The 17,039-nt window shown below is 60.1% G+C and carries 17 protein-coding genes; 11 read left to right on the top strand and 6 right to left on the bottom strand.

Translation table 11 applies throughout. The features are described from left to right. The first annotated feature begins 37 nt into the window (after positions 1-37). Complete coding sequence (locus ACSQ9D_RS21905) at positions 38-916, top strand: helix-turn-helix domain-containing protein (protein WP_436285140.1); 879 nt, start codon at positions 38-40, stop codon at positions 914-916. Here the strand turns inward: ACSQ9D_RS21905 and ACSQ9D_RS21900 are convergent. Then, the gene (locus ACSQ9D_RS21900) at positions 913-1,668 is read right to left on the bottom strand and encodes an IclR family transcriptional regulator domain-containing protein (protein WP_436284071.1); all 756 of its coding nucleotides are present in this window, start codon (positions 1,666-1,668) and stop codon (positions 913-915) included. The two genes, ACSQ9D_RS21905 and ACSQ9D_RS21900, sit on opposite strands and share 4 nt — an antisense overlap. A gap of 128 nt (positions 1,669-1,796) precedes the next feature. Between ACSQ9D_RS21900 and ACSQ9D_RS21895 the strand changes: the two genes are divergently transcribed. From ACSQ9D_RS21895 to pcaF, 3 genes are read left to right on the top strand one after another with little or no spacing between them, the layout of a single operon-like run. Then, a complete protein-coding gene (locus ACSQ9D_RS21895; RefSeq protein WP_436284070.1) occupies positions 1,797-2,645 on the top strand; it encodes a CoA transferase subunit A in 849 nt (282 codons plus the stop codon). Between the two features lie 10 nt (positions 2,646-2,655). After that, entirely contained in the window at positions 2,656-3,438 is a 783-nt protein-coding gene (locus ACSQ9D_RS21890) for a CoA-transferase subunit beta (RefSeq protein WP_436284069.1), read from the top strand. Then, the gene (gene pcaF / locus ACSQ9D_RS21885) at positions 3,439-4,644 is read left to right on the top strand and encodes a 3-oxoadipyl-CoA thiolase (protein WP_436284068.1); all 1,206 of its coding nucleotides are present in this window, start codon (positions 3,439-3,441) and stop codon (positions 4,642-4,644) included. A 65-nt stretch (positions 4,645-4,709) separates the two neighbouring features. Here the strand turns inward: pcaF and ACSQ9D_RS21880 are convergent, their stop codons facing one another. Then, positions 4,710-5,504, bottom strand: coding sequence for an SDR family NAD(P)-dependent oxidoreductase (locus ACSQ9D_RS21880; protein WP_037118624.1), 795 nt, complete (start codon positions 5,502-5,504; stop codon positions 4,710-4,712). Positions 5,505-5,593: 89 nt separating this feature from the next. Next, positions 5,594-6,325, bottom strand: a complete 732-nt coding sequence (locus ACSQ9D_RS21875; RefSeq protein ID WP_436284067.1) for a glutathione S-transferase — start codon at positions 6,323-6,325, stop codon at positions 5,594-5,596. A gap of 512 nt (positions 6,326-6,837) precedes the next feature. On the opposite strand from ACSQ9D_RS21875, the gene ACSQ9D_RS21870 reads away from it, so the two are divergent. Continuing rightward, positions 6,838-7,161: a helix-turn-helix domain-containing protein gene (locus tag ACSQ9D_RS21870; protein WP_436284066.1), complete on the top strand. Its 324-nt coding sequence runs from the start codon at positions 6,838-6,840 to the stop codon at positions 7,159-7,161. Next, a complete protein-coding gene (locus ACSQ9D_RS21865) occupies positions 7,158-8,426 on the top strand; it encodes a type II toxin-antitoxin system HipA family toxin (protein WP_436284065.1) in 1,269 nt (422 codons plus the stop codon). The genes ACSQ9D_RS21870 and ACSQ9D_RS21865 overlap by 4 nt, the downstream gene beginning before the upstream one ends. A gap of 175 nt (positions 8,427-8,601) precedes the next feature. On the opposite strand, the gene ACSQ9D_RS21860 is transcribed toward ACSQ9D_RS21865, so the two are convergent. Continuing rightward, the gene (locus ACSQ9D_RS21860; RefSeq protein ID WP_197066000.1) at positions 8,602-8,775 is read right to left on the bottom strand and encodes a hypothetical protein; all 174 of its coding nucleotides are present in this window, start codon (positions 8,773-8,775) and stop codon (positions 8,602-8,604) included. 299 nt (positions 8,776-9,074) lie between these two features. Then, complete coding sequence (locus ACSQ9D_RS21855; protein WP_436284064.1) at positions 9,075-9,326, bottom strand: DUF2934 domain-containing protein; 252 nt, start codon at positions 9,324-9,326, stop codon at positions 9,075-9,077. Between the two features lie 247 nt (positions 9,327-9,573). Here ACSQ9D_RS21855 and ACSQ9D_RS21850 point away from each other — a divergent pair, with 247 nt between their 5' ends. The 5 genes from ACSQ9D_RS21850 (at position 9,574) to ACSQ9D_RS21830 (ending at position 14,777) form a co-directional block, all read left to right on the top strand. Continuing rightward, positions 9,574-11,037: a phospholipase D-like domain-containing protein gene (locus tag ACSQ9D_RS21850; RefSeq protein ID WP_436284063.1), complete on the top strand. Its 1,464-nt coding sequence runs from the start codon at positions 9,574-9,576 to the stop codon at positions 11,035-11,037. 93 nt (positions 11,038-11,130) lie between these two features. After that, on the top strand, positions 11,131-11,961 hold the full coding sequence (locus tag ACSQ9D_RS21845; RefSeq protein WP_037118617.1) for an endonuclease/exonuclease/phosphatase family protein: 831 nt from the start codon (positions 11,131-11,133) through the stop codon (positions 11,959-11,961). A 207-nt stretch (positions 11,962-12,168) separates the two neighbouring features. Then, positions 12,169-13,176 carry an alpha/beta hydrolase gene (locus ACSQ9D_RS21840; protein ID WP_436285139.1) on the top strand — a complete coding sequence of 336 codons (1,008 nt, stop codon included), beginning with the start codon at positions 12,169-12,171 and terminating at the stop codon, positions 13,174-13,176. Positions 13,177-13,473: 297 nt separating this feature from the next. Further along, positions 13,474-14,235: an ankyrin repeat domain-containing protein gene (locus ACSQ9D_RS21835; protein WP_436284062.1), complete on the top strand. Its 762-nt coding sequence runs from the start codon at positions 13,474-13,476 to the stop codon at positions 14,233-14,235. 62 nt (positions 14,236-14,297) lie between these two features. Continuing rightward, entirely contained in the window at positions 14,298-14,777 is a 480-nt protein-coding gene (locus ACSQ9D_RS21830; protein ID WP_436284061.1) for a YHS domain-containing (seleno)protein, read from the top strand. Between the two features lie 47 nt (positions 14,778-14,824). Here ACSQ9D_RS21830 and ACSQ9D_RS21825 read toward each other — a convergent pair whose 3' ends face one another. Next, positions 14,825-16,999: a tetratricopeptide repeat protein gene (locus ACSQ9D_RS21825; protein WP_436284060.1), complete on the bottom strand. Its 2,175-nt coding sequence runs from the start codon at positions 16,997-16,999 to the stop codon at positions 14,825-14,827. Positions 17,000-17,039 lie beyond the last annotated feature (40 nt).

The raw sequence follows: 17,039 nt of genomic DNA, 5'->3' as shown, positions 1-17,039 counted from the left end.
TCGAACAAAGTACGAAGAGGAGGCGACGGTAGCCAGGATCGTTCCGACATATGAGCTCTACGGGGAGAAAACCGGAGGAAAGCCGGATTTCTGGCTGCATTGCGAAACGATTCCATCGAGGAGCAGCCTGCATCATTGGGAGATCCGGCCGCACCGCCATGACAGTTTTTTTCAGATATTGTACATAGATAGCGGTTCTGGGGAGGCGATGTTCTCAAGCGTCTGGCACCCGATCGAACCGCAGTCGGTGATCACTGTTCCTCCAGGCCTCGATCATGGATTTCGCTTCTCCAGGGATATTGGCGGCTTCGTGATCACGGTGCTGAGTTCGCATCTGAAGGCCTTTCCCGGCGACCGCAGTCGGCTCGGAGAGTGGATGGCATCGCCGCACCTGACGAAACTCGACATGGACGATGAGGACGGCCGCTATGTCGCGGCTTGCCTGCAGCGACTGGGGCATGAATTCGCGCAGCAGCGGGCCGGGCGCAACGATCTGTTGGAGTCCTATCTGACATCGGCCCTGCTCATCACGGCGCGGCTGTCGTCCGAAAAGCAGGAAGACGAGGGGGCTGCCGATGAGAATGAGCGCCGCATGGAGCTGCTGCACGGCCTGATCCAGCGGCATTTCAAGTCGCATGAGCCGGCTGCCTTCTATGCCAGGGCGCTCGGCATTTCGCCGACGCACCTCAATCGGATCGTGCGCGCGACGACCGGCCACGGAGCACATGAGCTGATCGCCCGCAAACTCCTCGACGAGGCAAAGCGCGAGCTGGTCTTCACCTTCGGCAGCGTCCAGGAGATCGCCTACCGGCTTGGGTTTTCGGATCCCGCCTATTTCTCGCGCTTCTTCCTCAAACAGGCCGGCCAGACACCGCGGGCATGGCGCGTGGCGGAGCGGGCCAAACTTGGCGTCTAGCGCAACACCAGGCGCAGGGCCTTCTGTGTTTCTTTGAGCAGAGGCAGATAACGGGCCGGCATATCGGCGGCGGGCGCGTGGGCAGCCGGTGCGCCAATATTGATCGCCGCCACCGTCTGTCCGCGGTCGTTCTCGACAGGCACGGCAATCGAGCAAAGGCCGATTTCCAATTCCTGGTCGATGACCGCATAGCCCTGTTCGCGCACGCGCCGGAACTCGCTGATTAGTTCTTCCACATCTGTCTTGGTATTCGGCGTGTTGGGCTTGAGGTCGGTGCGGGCAAGGATTGACCTGGCTTCGGTCTCCGTGAGCGCGGCAAGCAGCACCCGACCCATCGAGGCGCAGAAGGCCGGCAGGCGGCTGCCGGGTGTCAGGTTGATCGACATGACGCGGCGCTGCGAGGCGCGGGCGATATAGACGATCTCGGTGCCGTCGAGCACCGAAGCTGACGCGCTCTGCCCAGCCTTCTCCGACAGCTGATCGAGATGGGGCTGGATAAGAACGGGCAGTGGCGTTGCAGAGAGATAGGCGTGTCCGAGCCGCAGGATCTTCGGCGTCAGGGCAAAGAACTTGCCGTCGTAATCGGCATAGCCAAGTGCGGCGAGCGTCAGCAACGAGCGGCGCACCGTGGCGCGCTCGAGCCCGGTCAGCTTCGCAGCTTCTGCAATCGAAAGGCGCTGGCGTGTCTCCTCGAATGCTTCGATGACCTTCAGTCCTCGGGCAAACCCACTGACAAAATCTGTTTCACGCATCGCCGTTCTCCTCGCGATCACTTTGTGCGAGATACGAACAAATGTCAAATAACGCACAAAATATTTGACGCCAGTTTCGCAGAAGCGCTTATTGGCCCCCATTCGACAGCCGGATTACGGGAGGCCACATGGCGAAGATCGTATCGTTGAAGGAAGCCGTCGCTGAAAACGTCAGGGATGGCGACACCGTCGCCATGGAAGGCTTCACCCATCTCATCCCCTATGCCGCCGGCCACGAGGTGATCCGCCAGGGCAAGAAGGATCTCTACCTGATCCGCATGACCCCGGACATTCTCTACGACCAGCTGATCGGGGTTGGGGCCGCGCGCGGCATGAAGTTCTCCTGGGGCGGCAATCCGGGTGTCGGCTCACTGCATCGCTTCCGCGATGCGGTGGAGAACCACTGGCCGCGGCCTTTGGAAATCGAAGAGCACAGCCACGCGGCCATGGCCAATGCCTACGAGGCGGGGGCGGCCAATCTGCCGTTTGCCACATTGCGCGGCTATATCGGCGCCGATCTTCCCAAGGTCAATCCGAATATCAAGTCCGTCACCTGCCCCTTCACCGGCGAAGTTCTGGCCGCCGTTCCGGCCATTCGCCCTGATGTCACGATCATTCACGCGCTGCGTGCCGACCGCAAGGGAAACGTCCTGCTCGAAGGCATCGTCGGCGTGCAGAAGGAAGCCGTGCTTGCCGCCAAGCGCTCGATCGTGACGGTCGAGGAGATCGTCGAGGAGCTCGACCCGCCATCGCCAAACTCGGTCGTGTTGCCGACCTGGGCCGTGACTGCTGTGGCGAACGTGCCGGGCGGCGCATTCCCATCCTATGCGCAGGGCTACTATCCGCGCTCGAACGCCTTTTACATCGCCTGGGACGAGATCGCCCGCGATCGCGATACATTCCAGGCATGGATCGACGAGAACGTCATGCAGGCGAGCCCCGAAGACTTTGCCAAGCATGCAAAGAAGGTAGCGTGAGGAAGAAAGAATGAGCGACTTTACCCCTACCGAAATGATGACCATTGCCGCGGCCCGCGCGCTGACCAACGACGACGTCTGCTTCGTCGGCATCGGTGCACCCTCGGCCGCCTGCAACGTTGCGCGGCTCACGCACGCACCTGATATTACGCTGATCTACGAGAGCGGCACGGTCGGCACCAAACCGGACGTGCTGCCTCTGTCGATCGGCGATGGCGAACTTTGCGACACCGCGCTTTTCACCGTATCGGTGCCGGAAATGTTCCGCTACTGGCTGCAAGGCGGCCGTATCACGACGGGCTTTCTCGGCGGCGCCCAGATCGATAAGTTCGCAAATCTGAATACGACGGTGGTCGGCCCTTATGATCATCCAAAGGTACGCCTGCCCGGTGGTGGTGGGGCGCCCGAGATCGCCAGCAATTGCGGTCAGATCTTCATCACCATGGCGCTTTCCAAGCGCGGCTTCGTCGAGAAACTCCCCTTCATCACCTCCATGGGCCACGGCGAAGGCGGCAATCACCGCGAGCGCCTCGGCCTGACGACGAAGGGGCCGACCCGCGTCATCACCGATCTCTGCATTCTCGAACCGGATGCGGTGACGAAGGAGCTTGCGGTCGTCTCAATCCATCGCGGCGTCAGCCGGCAGCAGATTATCGAGAATTGCGGCTGGTCGATCAAGTTTGCCGACCAAGTCATCGAGACGCCGGTCCCGACCGACACCGAACTCATGACGCTGCGCGACATCAATGCGCGCACGAAAATGGCCCATCAGGGCGACAAGGAGACCGCATAGATGCCTGATGCATACATCTGCGATTATATCCGCACCCCAATCGGCCGCTTCGGCGGTTCGCTTTCAACCGTTCGTGCCGACGATCTCGGCGCCGTGCCCGTCAAGGCGCTCATTGAGCGCAACGGCAAGGTGGATTGGGAAGCCGTCGACGACGTGGTCTTCGGCTGCGCCAACCAGGCTGGCGAGGACAATCGCAACGTTGCCCGCATGTCTTCGCTGCTGGCTGGCCTGCCCGTCTCCGTACCCGGCACGACGATAAATCGTCTCTGCGGCTCTGGCATGGATGCGGTGATCGCCGCTGCCCGTGCAATCCGTGCCGGTGAGGCCGAGCTGATGATTGCGGGCGGCGTCGAAAGCATGTCGCGCGCACCCTTCGTCATTCCGAAGGCCGAGACGGCGTTTTCGCGCCACGCCGAGATCCATGACACGACGATCGGCTGGCGCTTCATCAATCCTCTCATGAAAAAGCAATACGGCGTCGATTCCATGCCGGAGACCGGCGAGAACGTCGCCGAAGACTATAAGGTTTCGCGCGAGGATCAGGATGCCTTCGCCGTACGCAGCCAGGCCAAGGCCGCGGCTGCGCAGGCAAACGGCCGGCTGTCAAAGGAAATCACCTCGGTCACCATTCCGCAGCGCAAGGGAGATCCTGTCATCGTCGACAAGGACGAGCATCCGCGTGCGACCACGATGGAAGCGCTCGCCAAGCTTTCCACTCCCTTCAAGAAGGAAGGCGGGACGGTAACGGCCGGCAATGCCTCCGGCGTCAACGACGGCGCTGCCGCCCTGATCATCGCCAGCGAAGCGGCGGTCAGAAAGTATGGACTGACCCCGATCGCCCGCATTCTGGGCGGAGCAGCGGCCGCCGTGCCGCCGCGCATCATGGGCATCGGCCCGATTCCGGCGTCGCGCAAGCTGATGTCCCGGCTTGGCATGACGCAAGCCCAGTTTGATGTGATCGAGCTCAACGAAGCCTTCGCATCGCAGGGCCTGGCAGTTCTGCGCGAACTCGCCATAGCCGAGGACGACGGCCGGGTGAACCGCAATGGCGGAGCGATCGCGCTTGGCCATCCGCTTGGCATGTCCGGCGCGCGCATCACCGGGACAGCAGCGGTCGAACTGCGCGAAACCGGCGGACGCTACTCGCTCTCGACCATGTGCATCGGTGTCGGGCAGGGGATTGCGATCGCGCTTGAGCGCGTCTGATACGCGCGACAAGAGAAAACGGCGCGGCAGGACCGTTGCGCCGATTTCCATCTGCGCGGTGTCGCTTACGGCATCAGCTGGCCGCCGTTGACCTCGATGATCTGGCCGGTGACATAACCGGAGAGCGTTGGAGATGCGAGGAAGAGGTAGGCGCCGACGCAATCCTCCGGCGTCCCGACGAAACCCATCGGGATGGACTTGCGCTGCATTTCCATCTGCTCGTCGTTCGTATAGCGCTCATGAAACGGTGTAGCGATGACGCCAGGGGCCACCGCGTTGACCCGAATGCGGTCGGGAACAAACTCCTTGGCATGACCGCGGGTGATGGTCGAAACGAAACCCTTTGATGCCGCATAAAGCACGGCGCCGTTGCCGCCGCCGTTACGGGCCGCAATCGAGGTCGTGTTGATGATGAACCCGCCCTGCTTCTTCAGCCACGGATGGGCCGCGCGTGTGGCGGCGAGCACCGAGCGAGCGTTCAGATCCATCACCTTCATATAGTGCTCGTCGGTATATTCAGCGGTTGGCTTGCGACCGAGCATGCCGCCGGCATTGTTTATCAGTCCGTCAAGATGCCCAAAGGTTCTCGCCGTCTCCTCGACGACGCGTTCGCTCTCGCCTTCCCGTGACACGTCGCCATGCACGAGATGCGCCGTGCCGCCTGCCGCCCGGATTTCTTCGGCAAGCGCTTCGGCCGGCTCCCGGCTGGCATTGTAGTGAATGCCGAGCTTCATCTCCTGGGCGGCGAAAGCGCGCGCCAAGGCAGCACCGATTCCCGTCGAAGCGCCGGTGATCAACACCGCCTTGCCGGCAAGATCCGGAATCTTCATGGATGCAAGCAATTGAGCAAGATTTGCCATGGCAGCGACAGCCTCCGCAGTATGATGGGACAGATAGGGGCGAGTTGGAAGCTTATCAGCCTCTCTCGACCCGCGGCAATGCAATATCGCTAAGTCGCAACATCGAGTTCAGGGTAGTGCCGAAAGATGCCTTCCTCGTTGAAGGCGAGGCGTCGCCCCGAGCCCAGGTAGGCGGCGAGGTTGGGGCGCTTTGAGACCGCGTCGTGCAACGCTGCCAAAGCTGGATAGGCAGTCGCATAAGCCTTCATGGCATTTGGAAAGGCATATTGCAGGCCCTCGATCACCTGAAACAGGGACAGGTCGACGTAGCTAAGCGTGTCGCCAACGATGTGGCTTGATCCCTTGGGATTCTGTTGCAGCACCTGCTCGAAGTAGCCGAGGAATTTTGGAATGCGCTCGCTGACAAAGGCGGCGGAGCGGGCTTTCGCCTCCTCCTTCTGATCCTCGTAGTAGCGTGATGTCGCAATCGGGTGATGCGTGTCGTGCACTTCCGCTACCAGATCGGTGATCGTCAGCTGCAGGCCGTTGGCGACGTAGCGGAGCTTTTCAGCCGCTGGCGCAAGTCCAAGCTTCGGGCCGAGATAAAAGAGGATGTTGGCGACATGAGAGACAATCAGATCGCCATCTTTGAGAAATGGCGGCGCGAATGGAATATGGGGTTCGAGCCTGCTCTGCATCAGCTCCAGCATGACGCCGGTGCCCATCCCACGTCCGGACTGTCTGGCAACGTCGACGTAGTCTGCCCGCGCTTCTTCCAGCGCCAGACGCACGAACTCGCCGCGGCCCTGAATCCCATCCCAATAATACAGTTCATATGCCATGAATGCCCTCCTGGTGGCTCGCATCAGATGGTCTGCCCTCAGCCGCTGGACGCGCCGTGGCGGCGCCTTTGCGCCTTTTTTGGGCCGACCGCGTGAGGGTTCTTCTACCCGACCGGGTCAGTTGTCACCATCCGCTTTCCCAGTTGGCCGACCCCAAGGTCCGCCATTCGGCTTTCCGAGACCTTGTTATTTGTCGGCATATGCGGATTTATCGCCTCTTGGCATGCCTGCCTGCTTTCCCAGTAGAAAAGGGCTCAACCGGCTGGTGCACGAAAAGTTCCAGTGCCGCGCTAATACGCGCAAAGGAGAAATCGTGGCGCTGGAGCAACGGAGCGTCGCGTTCGATGTCGTCATCCGAACCTACGAACCGGAAGACGCCTGCCGCCGAACCCGGTGCCGCCCGCCGAGGCGGACCATACAAGGGCGTCCGGCGGGGCTCGATCGGGAAATCCGCGCAATTGATGTCGCACCGTTGAAATTCCAGTAATTGCGATTATATTGGCAATTAAGTCATGAAAAATGAAATAAGTGCCAATATGTTCGCATTTAGTATGACATCTCCCGCCGAGGTGATCAGGGGGCTCTCGGAAAGAATGAAGCGTCGACGGATTGATGGCGGCCTCACGCAGAGGGATCTAGCTGCAAGGGCGGGCGTCTCCTATGGCTCTCTAAGACTGTTCGAGGAGACAGGAAAGATTTCGCTCGAAGCCCTTGTGAGGGTTGCGTTCGCCCTTGAAGGCGAAGCTGAGTTCGAGCACTTGTTTCCGCCTCGGCCGCCGAAGACAATCGACGATGTCGTTGACCGCCCCGTCAGGCAGAGGGTGCGTAGGAAATGAAGTTTAAGCCGATCCGAAAAATGAGCGTCGTCCTCGATCTCGAGGGGAGTCAGAGAATTCTGGGAACCCTTGCATGGAGTAGGAGCGAACGTAGGGCCTATTTTGAGTACTCGGCAGAATTCCTCGCTGCGTCTTTGCCGGTATCCCCTTTCCACGTGAAGACAAATCCAGGCTTGATCGCGGCACCGCGCGATCCCTTCGACGGGGTCCATGGTTTGTTTAACGACAGTCTGCCCGACGGATGGGGGCGACTCCTGCTTGATCGCCGTCTTCAAAGGGCCGGTATCGACTATCACCTGCTAACCCCACTGGATCGCCTCTCTGCGGTCGGAAAGACGGGAATGGGCGCGCTAGCGTATATCCCAGAACTACCCGACGACGATAAGAAGCCTGCCGAGGACATCGATTTGGATTGGTTCGTCGAGCAGGTCGACCTAGTTAAAGCTGAGATGGATACTGCCGACATCAACACTCTTCAGGGCGCACAGGGCGGCTCGGCGGGTGCGCGTCCAAAAATAATGATTGGTCTCAACAACGCCAAAAATACATTCGTTCTGGATTACGGGCAGGACATGGAACCCGGTTTCGAACGATGGATGGTAAAGGCACGAAGCGCTGCCGACCCGGCCGAGATTGGCGTCGAGGAGAAAGCGTATGCTTTGATGGCGCGCGCCGCAGGGCTGGAAATGGCCGAGACGCGAATATTCGATACAGAGAAGGGCAACCGCCTCTTCGCCACGAAACGATTTGACCGAACGCTTGCCGGCCGACTGCACATGCATACCGCCAGTGGCATCCTGAACGCCAACCATCGCGAGGCGTCGCTGAACTACGGTCAGCTCCACAAGCTGACGCTCATGATGACCCGCGACAGTTCCGAAGTCCTGCGCATGTTTCGACGCATGGTCTTCAACGTGTACGCGCGGAACCGAGACGACCACGCTAAGAACCATGCCTTCCTCATGAATGGAGACGGACGATGGACTCTCTCTCCTGCTTACGACCTTACCTTTTCTTCGGGGCCAGGAGGAGAACACAGCGCGGATGTCGCGGGCGAAGGGAGAAACCCAGGCATGCAGCACCTGCTGACCATTTCCAGGGAAGCATCGATTCCCGATCGGGACGCGAAGGATGTCATCGAACAGGTTCGAACGTCGATTGGCCGCTGGCAACAGTTTGCTGAGGAGGTGGGGCTATCCAAATCCCGTACGACCGAGCTTGAGCGGATCCTGAACGACAGGAGACCTGCTCAGGCGTCGGCATGACGATCGAGATCACTTCGCGGTTTCCATCCCTACGCGCTCGCGGAGGCCGAAAAGCAGCGACGATGACGACGATTACAATGCGGGCGGTGGCAGCATCGGGCCCAAGCGCTGATCACTGATCCCGCGCTGGTGGCAGTTGCGACACAATTGCGGAAAGCGCACCGACGAGGTCGACCTATTTGCGATAATACTTGCGCGAAGCCGCCATCATCTTTTCCAAGGTGGGGAAATTCAGCGGCACAGCAGAACGTGCATCAGGGAAGAACAGTGCGACCAGATTGTCGATCGCATAGACAAGGATTAGGGCGAGGGTCAGATAGCCGATGGCGGCGATAACGAGAACAGTCATTCTGCCCTCACACTGGTGCAACGAAGGGGTAGCAAGCCGCTACGATTACGGAAGCCGGAATAGCATCGAAGTCGCTTCTGTTCATGGCGACGCTCCCCACTGCCGCTATGAACATCCGAGTGGGATTTTGGTTCCATCGCCGATTGCCGCCGCAGCATTTTTACTGCGAGGTAAGAGCTATGCACCGTCATCTGTGTTTTTCCCCGAAGCGCCCCTTTGGAAATCAATAGAGCAACAGCAATGCATTCGTGTGACGAAGGGCGTCACACGAATGCCCTTTGCAACAACCGACGTGAGGGTCACGCTGATTTGCCGCTGGCGGTTTTCTTTGGAGCGGTCGCCTTCATCACGCCATTTGCTTTTGGAGGTGCGACCGAGCGCTTGCGCGTCTTCACCTCCTTGCCATCCACAGATGCGGCGGACCCTTCAAGCGCTTCGCGCTCGGCCCGGGCTTGTTCCCAATGCACGAAATCTCGTCCCGCTGGACGCCCTTCCTCTTCCCAAAGCGCATAGGCACGCTTCTTGATCCACTCTTCGTGCGTCTCTGTCATCGCCGATCTCCAGTCAGATGATGCCCGTGGTCTAACGCGATACTGGCGCAAGAGTTCCAGAGGAACCACGCTGTTTCAAGCATTTTTTGACACACCGCAAAAAGAAATTCCGCACCGCAGCAATGAACTCTCGGGCGGCACGGCAATTTTTCTCCGGCCGAGTGATCTTGAAGCAAGAACGTCGGGCAACTTCGCGCTCTTGCGTGCACAATTGAACGCCGCAGCTTTGTCGTTATAGTTCAACGCAATGTTTTATCTCATATCGACCTATTGGCCACATATTCTATTCGTTGTTTCGCTCGCCATGGGCGCCGCAGCAGCGATCCACGCAGCCATGACCAAGGAAGAGGTCCGCGCCGCGATCGGTTGGGTCGGCGTCATCATCCTCTCGCCAATCGTCGGGGCCGTACTTTATGCGATTGCCGGCATCAACCGCATCCGTCGCGCCTCGCTCAGCCTTCGGCGCGATGCGCTGATACCCGAAGCGGACCTTGACGAGCTCGAAACCTTCGACGCCGACAGCGAAATGGTCATCACAGGTTTCGGCCGTCGTTTCGACGCCCTGCGGACACTCGGCGACCGCGTCGCCCGCAATCCACTCGCAACCGGCAATACGATCGACATGCTGGAGACGGGCGATGACTGCTACGCCGCGATGAAGACGGCGATCGATGGCGCTGAGCGGAGCGTCTTGCTGGAGACCTACATTTTTGACCGCGACCCGATCGGGCTGAGGATCGCCGATTCCCTCATTGCGGCCGTAAAACGTGGCGTCGAGGTGCGCGTGCTGATCGATGCCGTCGGCGCCCGCTATTCCGTGCCGAGCATTCTCGGTTACCTTGCCGAGGGCGGCGTTACCGTCTCGGTCTTCAATGGAAACGTCATAATCGGGTTGCGCTTGCCATATGCGAACCTGCGCACCCACCGCAAGATCCTCATCGTCGACGGCCGCATTGCGCTGACAGGCGGCATGAACATCCGGGCCGGATTCACACGCGAGATGGCGGGAGACAACTTCGCCCGCGACACCCATTTCAGCGTCACCGGGCCGGTTGTCGCCGATCTCTTCAACGTCGCGGCTGAAGACTGGGGCTTTGCCACCGGCGAAAACCTGCAAGGAGAGGCGTGGCGAACCGCGATACCCGAGCGGCAGCCGGGGGATCCCGTCTTCATGCGTGTCGTGGCATCGGGGCCTGACCGAAGTATCGAGACAAACCACAAAATGCTGATGGGGGCCTTCTCCATTGCGCGCAAATCGATCCGTATCATGTCGCCCTATTTCCTGCCGGACCGCGAGCTCATCAGTGCACTGGCGACGGCGGCAAGACGCGGCGTGGACGTCGATATCGTCGTTCCGGCTGTCAATAATCTCGTCCTCGTCGACCGGGCCATGACCGCCCAATTCGACCAGATCCTCACCAACTACTGCCGCATCTGGCGCTCCAGCGGCGCTTTCAGCCACTCCAAGCTCCTGTCGATCGATGGCGTCTGGTCCTACGTCGGATCGTCCAACCTCGACCCGAGATCGCTGCGGCTGAATTTCGAGATCGACCTGGAAGTGCTGAATGAAGGCTTTGCCAGCGAGATAGACGACCATATCGACGAGGCCATCAAGTCTGCTTCGCCGGTCACGCTCCAGGGCTTGCGCGCGCGCCCCTTCGCCGTCCGGTTGCTCGAGAAGTTCCTGTGGCTCGGATCGCCTTACTTGTAGGAGATTTCTTCGGCCTAAAGGCGTGGCAAGTTTGAATACCCGGCCTATACTCGAAAAGAACCTCTTCGACCAACGGAACGCCAACAAACTCCGATGCATGCCAAAAAGCACAGCCTGCCCGCCAACATCCTTGCGTCGATCCGCAGTCGAAGAAAGCGGCTGGATGCGGCACATTCGGAGCAAAAGCCGCGGTCAGATGGCACTCTGATCGCCTCCTACAACGTCCACAAATGCGTCGGCAACGACCGGCGCTTCGACCCGGAGCGAACCAGTCGCGTCATTCATGAAATCGGCGCTGACGTCATCGCACTGCAGGAGGCCGACACCCGCTTTGGCGAGCGCACCGGAATCCTCGACCTTGGTCGGCTGGAGCGGGAAACCGGACTGATCCCGGTACCGATAAACGGCATGGCCAAGGCTCATGGCTGGCATGGCAATGTCGTGCTCTTCAAGAGAGGCTTGGTGCGTGACGTGCACCAGATCAATCTTCCCGGGCTCGAGCCCCGCGGTGCGCTCGTCGCCGAACTCGATCTGGAACGCGGCGGGGCCTTGCGCATCATCGCCGCCCATTTCGGCCTGCTTCGCCACTCGCGCGCGCAGCAGGCCAAAATGTTGGTCGAGCTGATGGCAGACAAGAGCGAGGTCCCGACCATCCTGCTCGGCGATCTCAATGAATGGCGGCTCGGCGACCGCTCGTCGCTGCACACGTTCCAATCCGTTTTCGGCCCGCAGCCGGTGGCAGTGCCGAGCTTTCCGGCACGACTTCCCGTCCTCGCTCTTGATCGCATCATGGCAAACCGCAAGGGCGTCGTGACGGCAGTCGAGGCCCACGACACGCCGCTTGCCCGCGTCGCGTCGGATCACTTGCCAGTCAAAGCCGTGGTCAATCTCAAGCGGGTGGAGGAGTTGAGCACGAAGATGTGAGGGCCGCCTTTCCTGTCGGGGGCACATGCACGTCGCAGACGACAAGGTCATCGTCGCGCTCACGAAGCCTTGACACGGCTTGCGGTCATGGCAGGTTCAGCTCATCTCGACAGATATCTTGGATTGGGAGGTTTCGTGGTGCTTGGGGCCGGGGTTTTGCGACAGATGGCCGTGTTGCGCGGGTTTGCATGGTTGATCGGCGGCTTGATGACGAGGTGGACTATCGCGTGGTTGGCCGCTGGCATCGCCTTGGGGCCTTTGGCGCTACCCGCCCGGGCAGGCGATACTACACCCCAGACACAGGCCTCAAAGGAACAGGTCCGCAAACTCGTCGCAACGTGGAAGCAGTACTACGCGAAAGCCGAGAGCCTGCGCGACCGGCGCCACGCCTTCGAAGCCTTGATGGCATCGACCCCGGAGCCGACACGCGTCCAAATCAGGCAGGTCGACGCCGACGGCGTCGACGCGCAGCTCATCTGGCCGGCAAGACTGCACCATCCCCTTGGCCGGCGGGCTATCCTCTATATTCATGGCGGCGGCTTCTACAGCGGTTCGCTGCGGACGCATCGGGCCCTGGCCGGCTCGCTGGCCAAGGCGGCATCGGCCGACGTCCTCCTCATCGACTATAGGCTCGCACCGGATTACCCGTATCCGGCTCAGGTCGACGATGCGCTGACAGCTTATCGGTGGCTGCTCGATTCCGGCTATGAGAGCAACAACATCGTCCTTGCCGGCGACTCCGTCGGCGGGAATCTGGCGATCGAAGCCACGCTGCGGCAGATGCGGGTGAAAGGACCACTGCCTGCGGCCGTCGTCGCAATGAGCCCGATCACCGATCTGGCTGCCACAGGCGCTTCTTTGACGACGAACGCCAATACCGATCCGCTGATCGACTCCGCCGAGCTCGATGTCATCCGCAAAGCCTATCTGGGAACGCGCTCGCCGACCGATCCTATGATGTCACCCCTCTATGCCGACCTGACCGGATTTCCCCCGCTGCTGATGCAGGTCGGTGCGGGCGAAGCGCTTCTCGACGACACCCTGCGGCTGGCCGACAAGGCTCGAAGGGCCGGCGTTGATGTCCAGACGGAGATCTGGGCAGGCATGGTCCATCAGTGGCAGCTCTTCCCGTTCTGGCTCGATGATGCAAGGCAGTCGAACCAGCACGTTGCGGAGTACGCGATCAAACATTTCGCCGACAAACCGCAACAGTAGTTTCCAACCGTCAGCGGGGAAAATGCCACCGCGTCGACGTTGTCATAATGCGTTGACATAAATAGAAGAATTCGACAGCGGACACCCCTCGTCCTCGCTGCGCTACTGCGAATGTCTTCGTTGGCGCTGGAAGTCTACCCGCGGCGACTGAACTCATGCCCGTGACCCGTTTCTGGACCGTTGACTTGGTCAAATCGAGCGACAGCTTTCAGATGCCGATAGGAGTCATGGCGTCAGCGCGTCAAATGCGGTAGAGTTTTTCCCTAATCCGTCCACGTTCGCAACGCGGGGGGTTGGATGATGCCGGTTTCCAAGCGAGAATTGACAGCCGCTTCCGCGTATGCGTGCCACCCTGGTCGCACACGCGACACTTGCCGTTGCGTCCAAATTTCGGAGAGGGACGTGCGAGACACTTCTTGTCATGACGTGAAGTCGTGCCCGCACCCTTTCGCAACAGACCAAAAACAGCTTTTCAGCATCATTCCACTGGTTGCGGTCATTCTTTGTCTTTGGATTGCGGCAGCGAGCGCAGGGCCAATTCATGACGCAGCGCGGGATGGTGACCTCGGCGGAATCAGCCAGCTCTTGTCTCAAGGCGTCGATATCGATAGCCGCAACGAGAGTCGCGAGACGGCCCTGATCGAAGCTGCGCTTTCCGGCCAGACCAAGATCGCCGCCGTGTTGATCGAAGCGAGTGCCGATATCGAAGCCCGCAATGACCGCGGCTTCACCGCGCTGCACGCCGCGGCGTATTCCGGAAGTGTGGAAATAGCCGCACTGTTGCTGGACCGCGGCGCTGAAGTCGATGCCTTGAGCAAGCACAAGATCACGCCATTGCACGTAGCCGCCGAAGAAAACCAGGCGGCGGTGGCCGAGCTGTTGATTGCCCGCGGAGCCGCGGTCGAGGCAATCCAGGCTTACGGCTACACGCCGCTGAGCCGAGCGACTTTCATGAAGAGCACCCAAGTGATGATTTTGCTCAAGAAGCACGGTGCCAATTGCCAATCCAAGAAGACGATGGGCGCGTCGTACGCGGCCTGCGTTGCGGCTGGCAACTGACCGACCGCGACAATATCGGAGGACACGACATGAGGAAAAAATGTCCCACAGTGCGAGGCCATTTGGCTCTTGCAACCGTCGCAGTCATCTCCCTCGCGACTGTGAACTCTGGTGAATCCCGCGCTGCGGAGGTGGTAAATACCGGGTACTTCGGCACTGCTGCCATTCTGGGCTATGATCCCGTGGCCTACTTCACCGATGGCCGCGCGACAAAGGGTTCGCCGGAGTTCACAAAGGAATGGCTCGGCGCGACATGGTACTTCGCCAGCGTCGAACACCGTGACGCGTTTGCTTCTGAGCCGATCCGCTATGCTCCTCAGTATGGCGGCTTCTGCGCGCTGGGAACGGTACTGGAAGAGGCATCCGCGAACATCGACCCGGAGGCGTGGCGCATCGTCGACGGCAAGCTTTACCTATTCTCCGGAGGGGAGGGCCTGGAGGAAGACTTCGATGCTGCTCCAGCGGCAGTCACAGCGGCGGCCGACGCCAAATGGCCTGGGGTCGCGACGAAGGAGTTCAAGACGAGGGCCGAACACAACTGACCGAAACTGGGCGATGTCTCGGCCTGATGCCTTGCGACGGCAGGGCATCATGGGAGAACCGAGAAATACCAGACGCTCGCGGAGTCCGGCAGGACATATTCGTCATGTCTTTCTGCACTTCCTCCGGGATTACGATACACAGGGCTGCAAAATTTGCGGCCGAGAAGAGTCGATGAGGATCGAGTGCAGAAGAAATTGTCCTCGAGAGTGAACTTGCCGACGATGATGTTGTTATGAGCGCGCCATGCAAAATCACCGTTTGCGTCGAGCTCCATGAAGAAACGGACACCATCGTGCTGATGCCCAATCCAGGTCTTATGAGTCGCCAGAGCCCGGATCGAATGGGCATCCAGGCGGTCTTCTGGCCGTCCACGAAAATCGTGGCTCCATTCCGGGAAGGTGGCGGAGCGCAGAGCGTCCAGCCGGTGGTCGAGGTCCTGTTGCCGACGATGGTGGGAATACACTACTCGCAGGCTGGCGAGGCTCTGGCCAGGCGACTTCTCGAGGATTGCTTCGACCGCTTTGTGCGCTTCTGCCACGTGTCCCAGTCGCGCGTTTGCCATGGCAAGGGTTTCAAGGCCGAGATCGCTCGGCTCCTCCGGTCGGACTGTCTGTAGTGCCCCGATCGCCTCCTCATACCGATGGTTCATGTAAAGCACGAGACCATAGTAGTCGTAGACTTGGACTCGTGGCTTGGGGTCCAGTTGCAGTACACGTTCCATGGCCGCCAGTGCTTCTGGGTTCTGCCCCGCATAAGTCAGAACGATCGCGAGGTTGAGTTCCGACTCAGCTCCATTCGGATCGAGAGCCACGGCCTTTTTGACCGACGCGATCGCCTCATCGATTTCGCCGTCAAGCATTTGCAGGATACCGAGTACGGCATAGGCTCGCGGAGACTGCGGATCCAGTTCTAGACCTCGCCCCGCCGCTTCGTAGGCGCGCTGCCGGGCGACAGCACTCAGCATCAATGCCTGGTAGTCGAAGCCAAGCACGTCGACGATGGCTCGAGCATAGCCTGTGTGGGCGTCGGCGAATTCCGGGTCGAGCTTGATTGCCTTCTCATAGAGGGAGAGAGCCTCTCCGAGAGATGTATAGTCTATCGAATACACCTTCTGCTCAGCTCGAGTGTAGAAGTCATAGGCTTCGAGATTGCGGGTCGGCAGGCGGGCAATCTGGGTACGCTCTCCTTCAGACAGGCGCACTGCGAGCGCACGAACAATGCGCTCAATAACTTCGTCCTGCAGCGCAAAGATATCGGTGTAGTCGCGGTCATACCGTTCGGCCCAGACGTTTCTTCCGGTATCCCCATCGATAAGCTGGACATTGATGCGAACTGCCTCTCCCTTACGCCGTACGCTGCCCTGCAGGACATAGCGGACGTTCAATTGCTCGGCGACCTGCCGGACGTTCATGGATGTGTCCTTGAACGAGAAGGCCGAATTGCGGGCGATAACAAGTAGGCCAGAAATCTTCGACAGATCAGTAATGAGATCGTTCGTAAGCCCCTCCGCAAAATAGTCCTGTGCGGCATCATCACTGATATCGCCGAACGGCAGGACCGCGATCGATGGCCGTTGCGGCGCAATGGGCCATGGCCATGCGAGGATGATTGCGGCGGTCGCGATCAGCAGCATCGCGAGCGTTGCCACGATAATACCCCGCCTTCCGGTCCGGCGGGACAAGGCGATGACCTTGCCCGCCTTGGAAGGGTCGAGCAGAACGCGGTAGACGCGAACCGGATCTGCAATGTTTTTCAATTGCTGTTCACCGAGAGCCCAAAAGCCGACATTGGCCTTATGCACGACTTGGTCGAACGCCGTGCCGGATATGCGGATGCCGCCAGGCTCGGCCAGCCCCTGCAGTCGGGCGGCAATGTTGACGCCGTCACCGTAGATGTCGTCGCCTTCGACGATGACGTCGCCGAGGTTGATGCCGATGCGGAACAGAATTCTCTCTGCTTCGGAAACGCCCTGGTCGTAGTTGGCCATCTTTCGCTGGATCGCGACAGCACACTGGACCGCGTCGACAACGCTCGCGAACTCAACCAGCGCGCCGTCGCCCATGAGCTTGACGATGCGACCATGAAACCCGTCGATGGCGGGATCGACCAAGTCTCGACGGCAGACCTTCAGCCGCTGCAGCGTGCCGCCCTCATCCTCTCCCATGAGGCGGCTATAGCCGACCACATCTGCAGCAAGTATCGCGGTGAGCCGCCGGTCCATATCTCTGCCCACCTTTCGATGTCATAAGCGACCGCCCCGT

The organism is Rhizobium sp. LjRoot258, assembly GCF_964254185.1.
Lineage (GTDB): Bacteria > Pseudomonadota > Alphaproteobacteria > Rhizobiales > Rhizobiaceae > Rhizobium.
The sequence above is the reverse complement of the archived record's forward strand: the minus strand, read 5'-3'. Positions and strand labels throughout refer to the sequence as shown.

Excerpts from the sequence above, each read along its gene's own strand:
- ACSQ9D_RS21900 (WP_436284071.1), bottom strand. The coding sequence starts at position 1,668 with ATGCGTGAAACAGATTTTGTCAGTGGGTTTGCCCGAGGACTGAAGGTC.
- ACSQ9D_RS21895 (WP_436284070.1), top strand. The coding sequence starts at position 1,797 with ATGGCGAAGATCGTATCGTTGAAGGAAGCCGTCGCTGAAAACGTCAGG.
- ACSQ9D_RS21890 (WP_436284069.1), top strand. The coding sequence starts at position 2,656 with ATGAGCGACTTTACCCCTACCGAAATGATGACCATTGCCGCGGCCCGC.
- pcaF (WP_436284068.1), top strand. The coding sequence starts at position 3,439 with ATGCCTGATGCATACATCTGCGATTATATCCGCACCCCAATCGGCCGC.
- ACSQ9D_RS21880 (WP_037118624.1), bottom strand. The coding sequence starts at position 5,504 with ATGGCAAATCTTGCTCAATTGCTTGCATCCATGAAGATTCCGGATCTT.
- ACSQ9D_RS21875 (WP_436284067.1), bottom strand. The coding sequence starts at position 6,325 with ATGGCATATGAACTGTATTATTGGGATGGGATTCAGGGCCGCGGCGAG.
- ACSQ9D_RS21870 (WP_436284066.1), top strand. The coding sequence starts at position 6,838 with ATGAAAAATGAAATAAGTGCCAATATGTTCGCATTTAGTATGACATCT.
- ACSQ9D_RS21865 (WP_436284065.1), top strand. The coding sequence starts at position 7,158 with ATGAAGTTTAAGCCGATCCGAAAAATGAGCGTCGTCCTCGATCTCGAG.
- ACSQ9D_RS21860 (WP_197066000.1), bottom strand. The coding sequence starts at position 8,775 with ATGACTGTTCTCGTTATCGCCGCCATCGGCTATCTGACCCTCGCCCTA.
- ACSQ9D_RS21855 (WP_436284064.1), bottom strand. The coding sequence starts at position 9,326 with ATGACAGAGACGCACGAAGAGTGGATCAAGAAGCGTGCCTATGCGCTT.
- ACSQ9D_RS21850 (WP_436284063.1), top strand. The coding sequence starts at position 9,574 with ATGTTTTATCTCATATCGACCTATTGGCCACATATTCTATTCGTTGTT.
- ACSQ9D_RS21845 (WP_037118617.1), top strand. The coding sequence starts at position 11,131 with ATGCATGCCAAAAAGCACAGCCTGCCCGCCAACATCCTTGCGTCGATC.
- ACSQ9D_RS21840 (WP_436285139.1), top strand. The coding sequence starts at position 12,169 with ATGACGAGGTGGACTATCGCGTGGTTGGCCGCTGGCATCGCCTTGGGG.
- ACSQ9D_RS21835 (WP_436284062.1), top strand. The coding sequence starts at position 13,474 with ATGATGCCGGTTTCCAAGCGAGAATTGACAGCCGCTTCCGCGTATGCG.
- ACSQ9D_RS21825 (WP_436284060.1), bottom strand. The coding sequence starts at position 16,999 with ATGGACCGGCGGCTCACCGCGATACTTGCTGCAGATGTGGTCGGCTAT.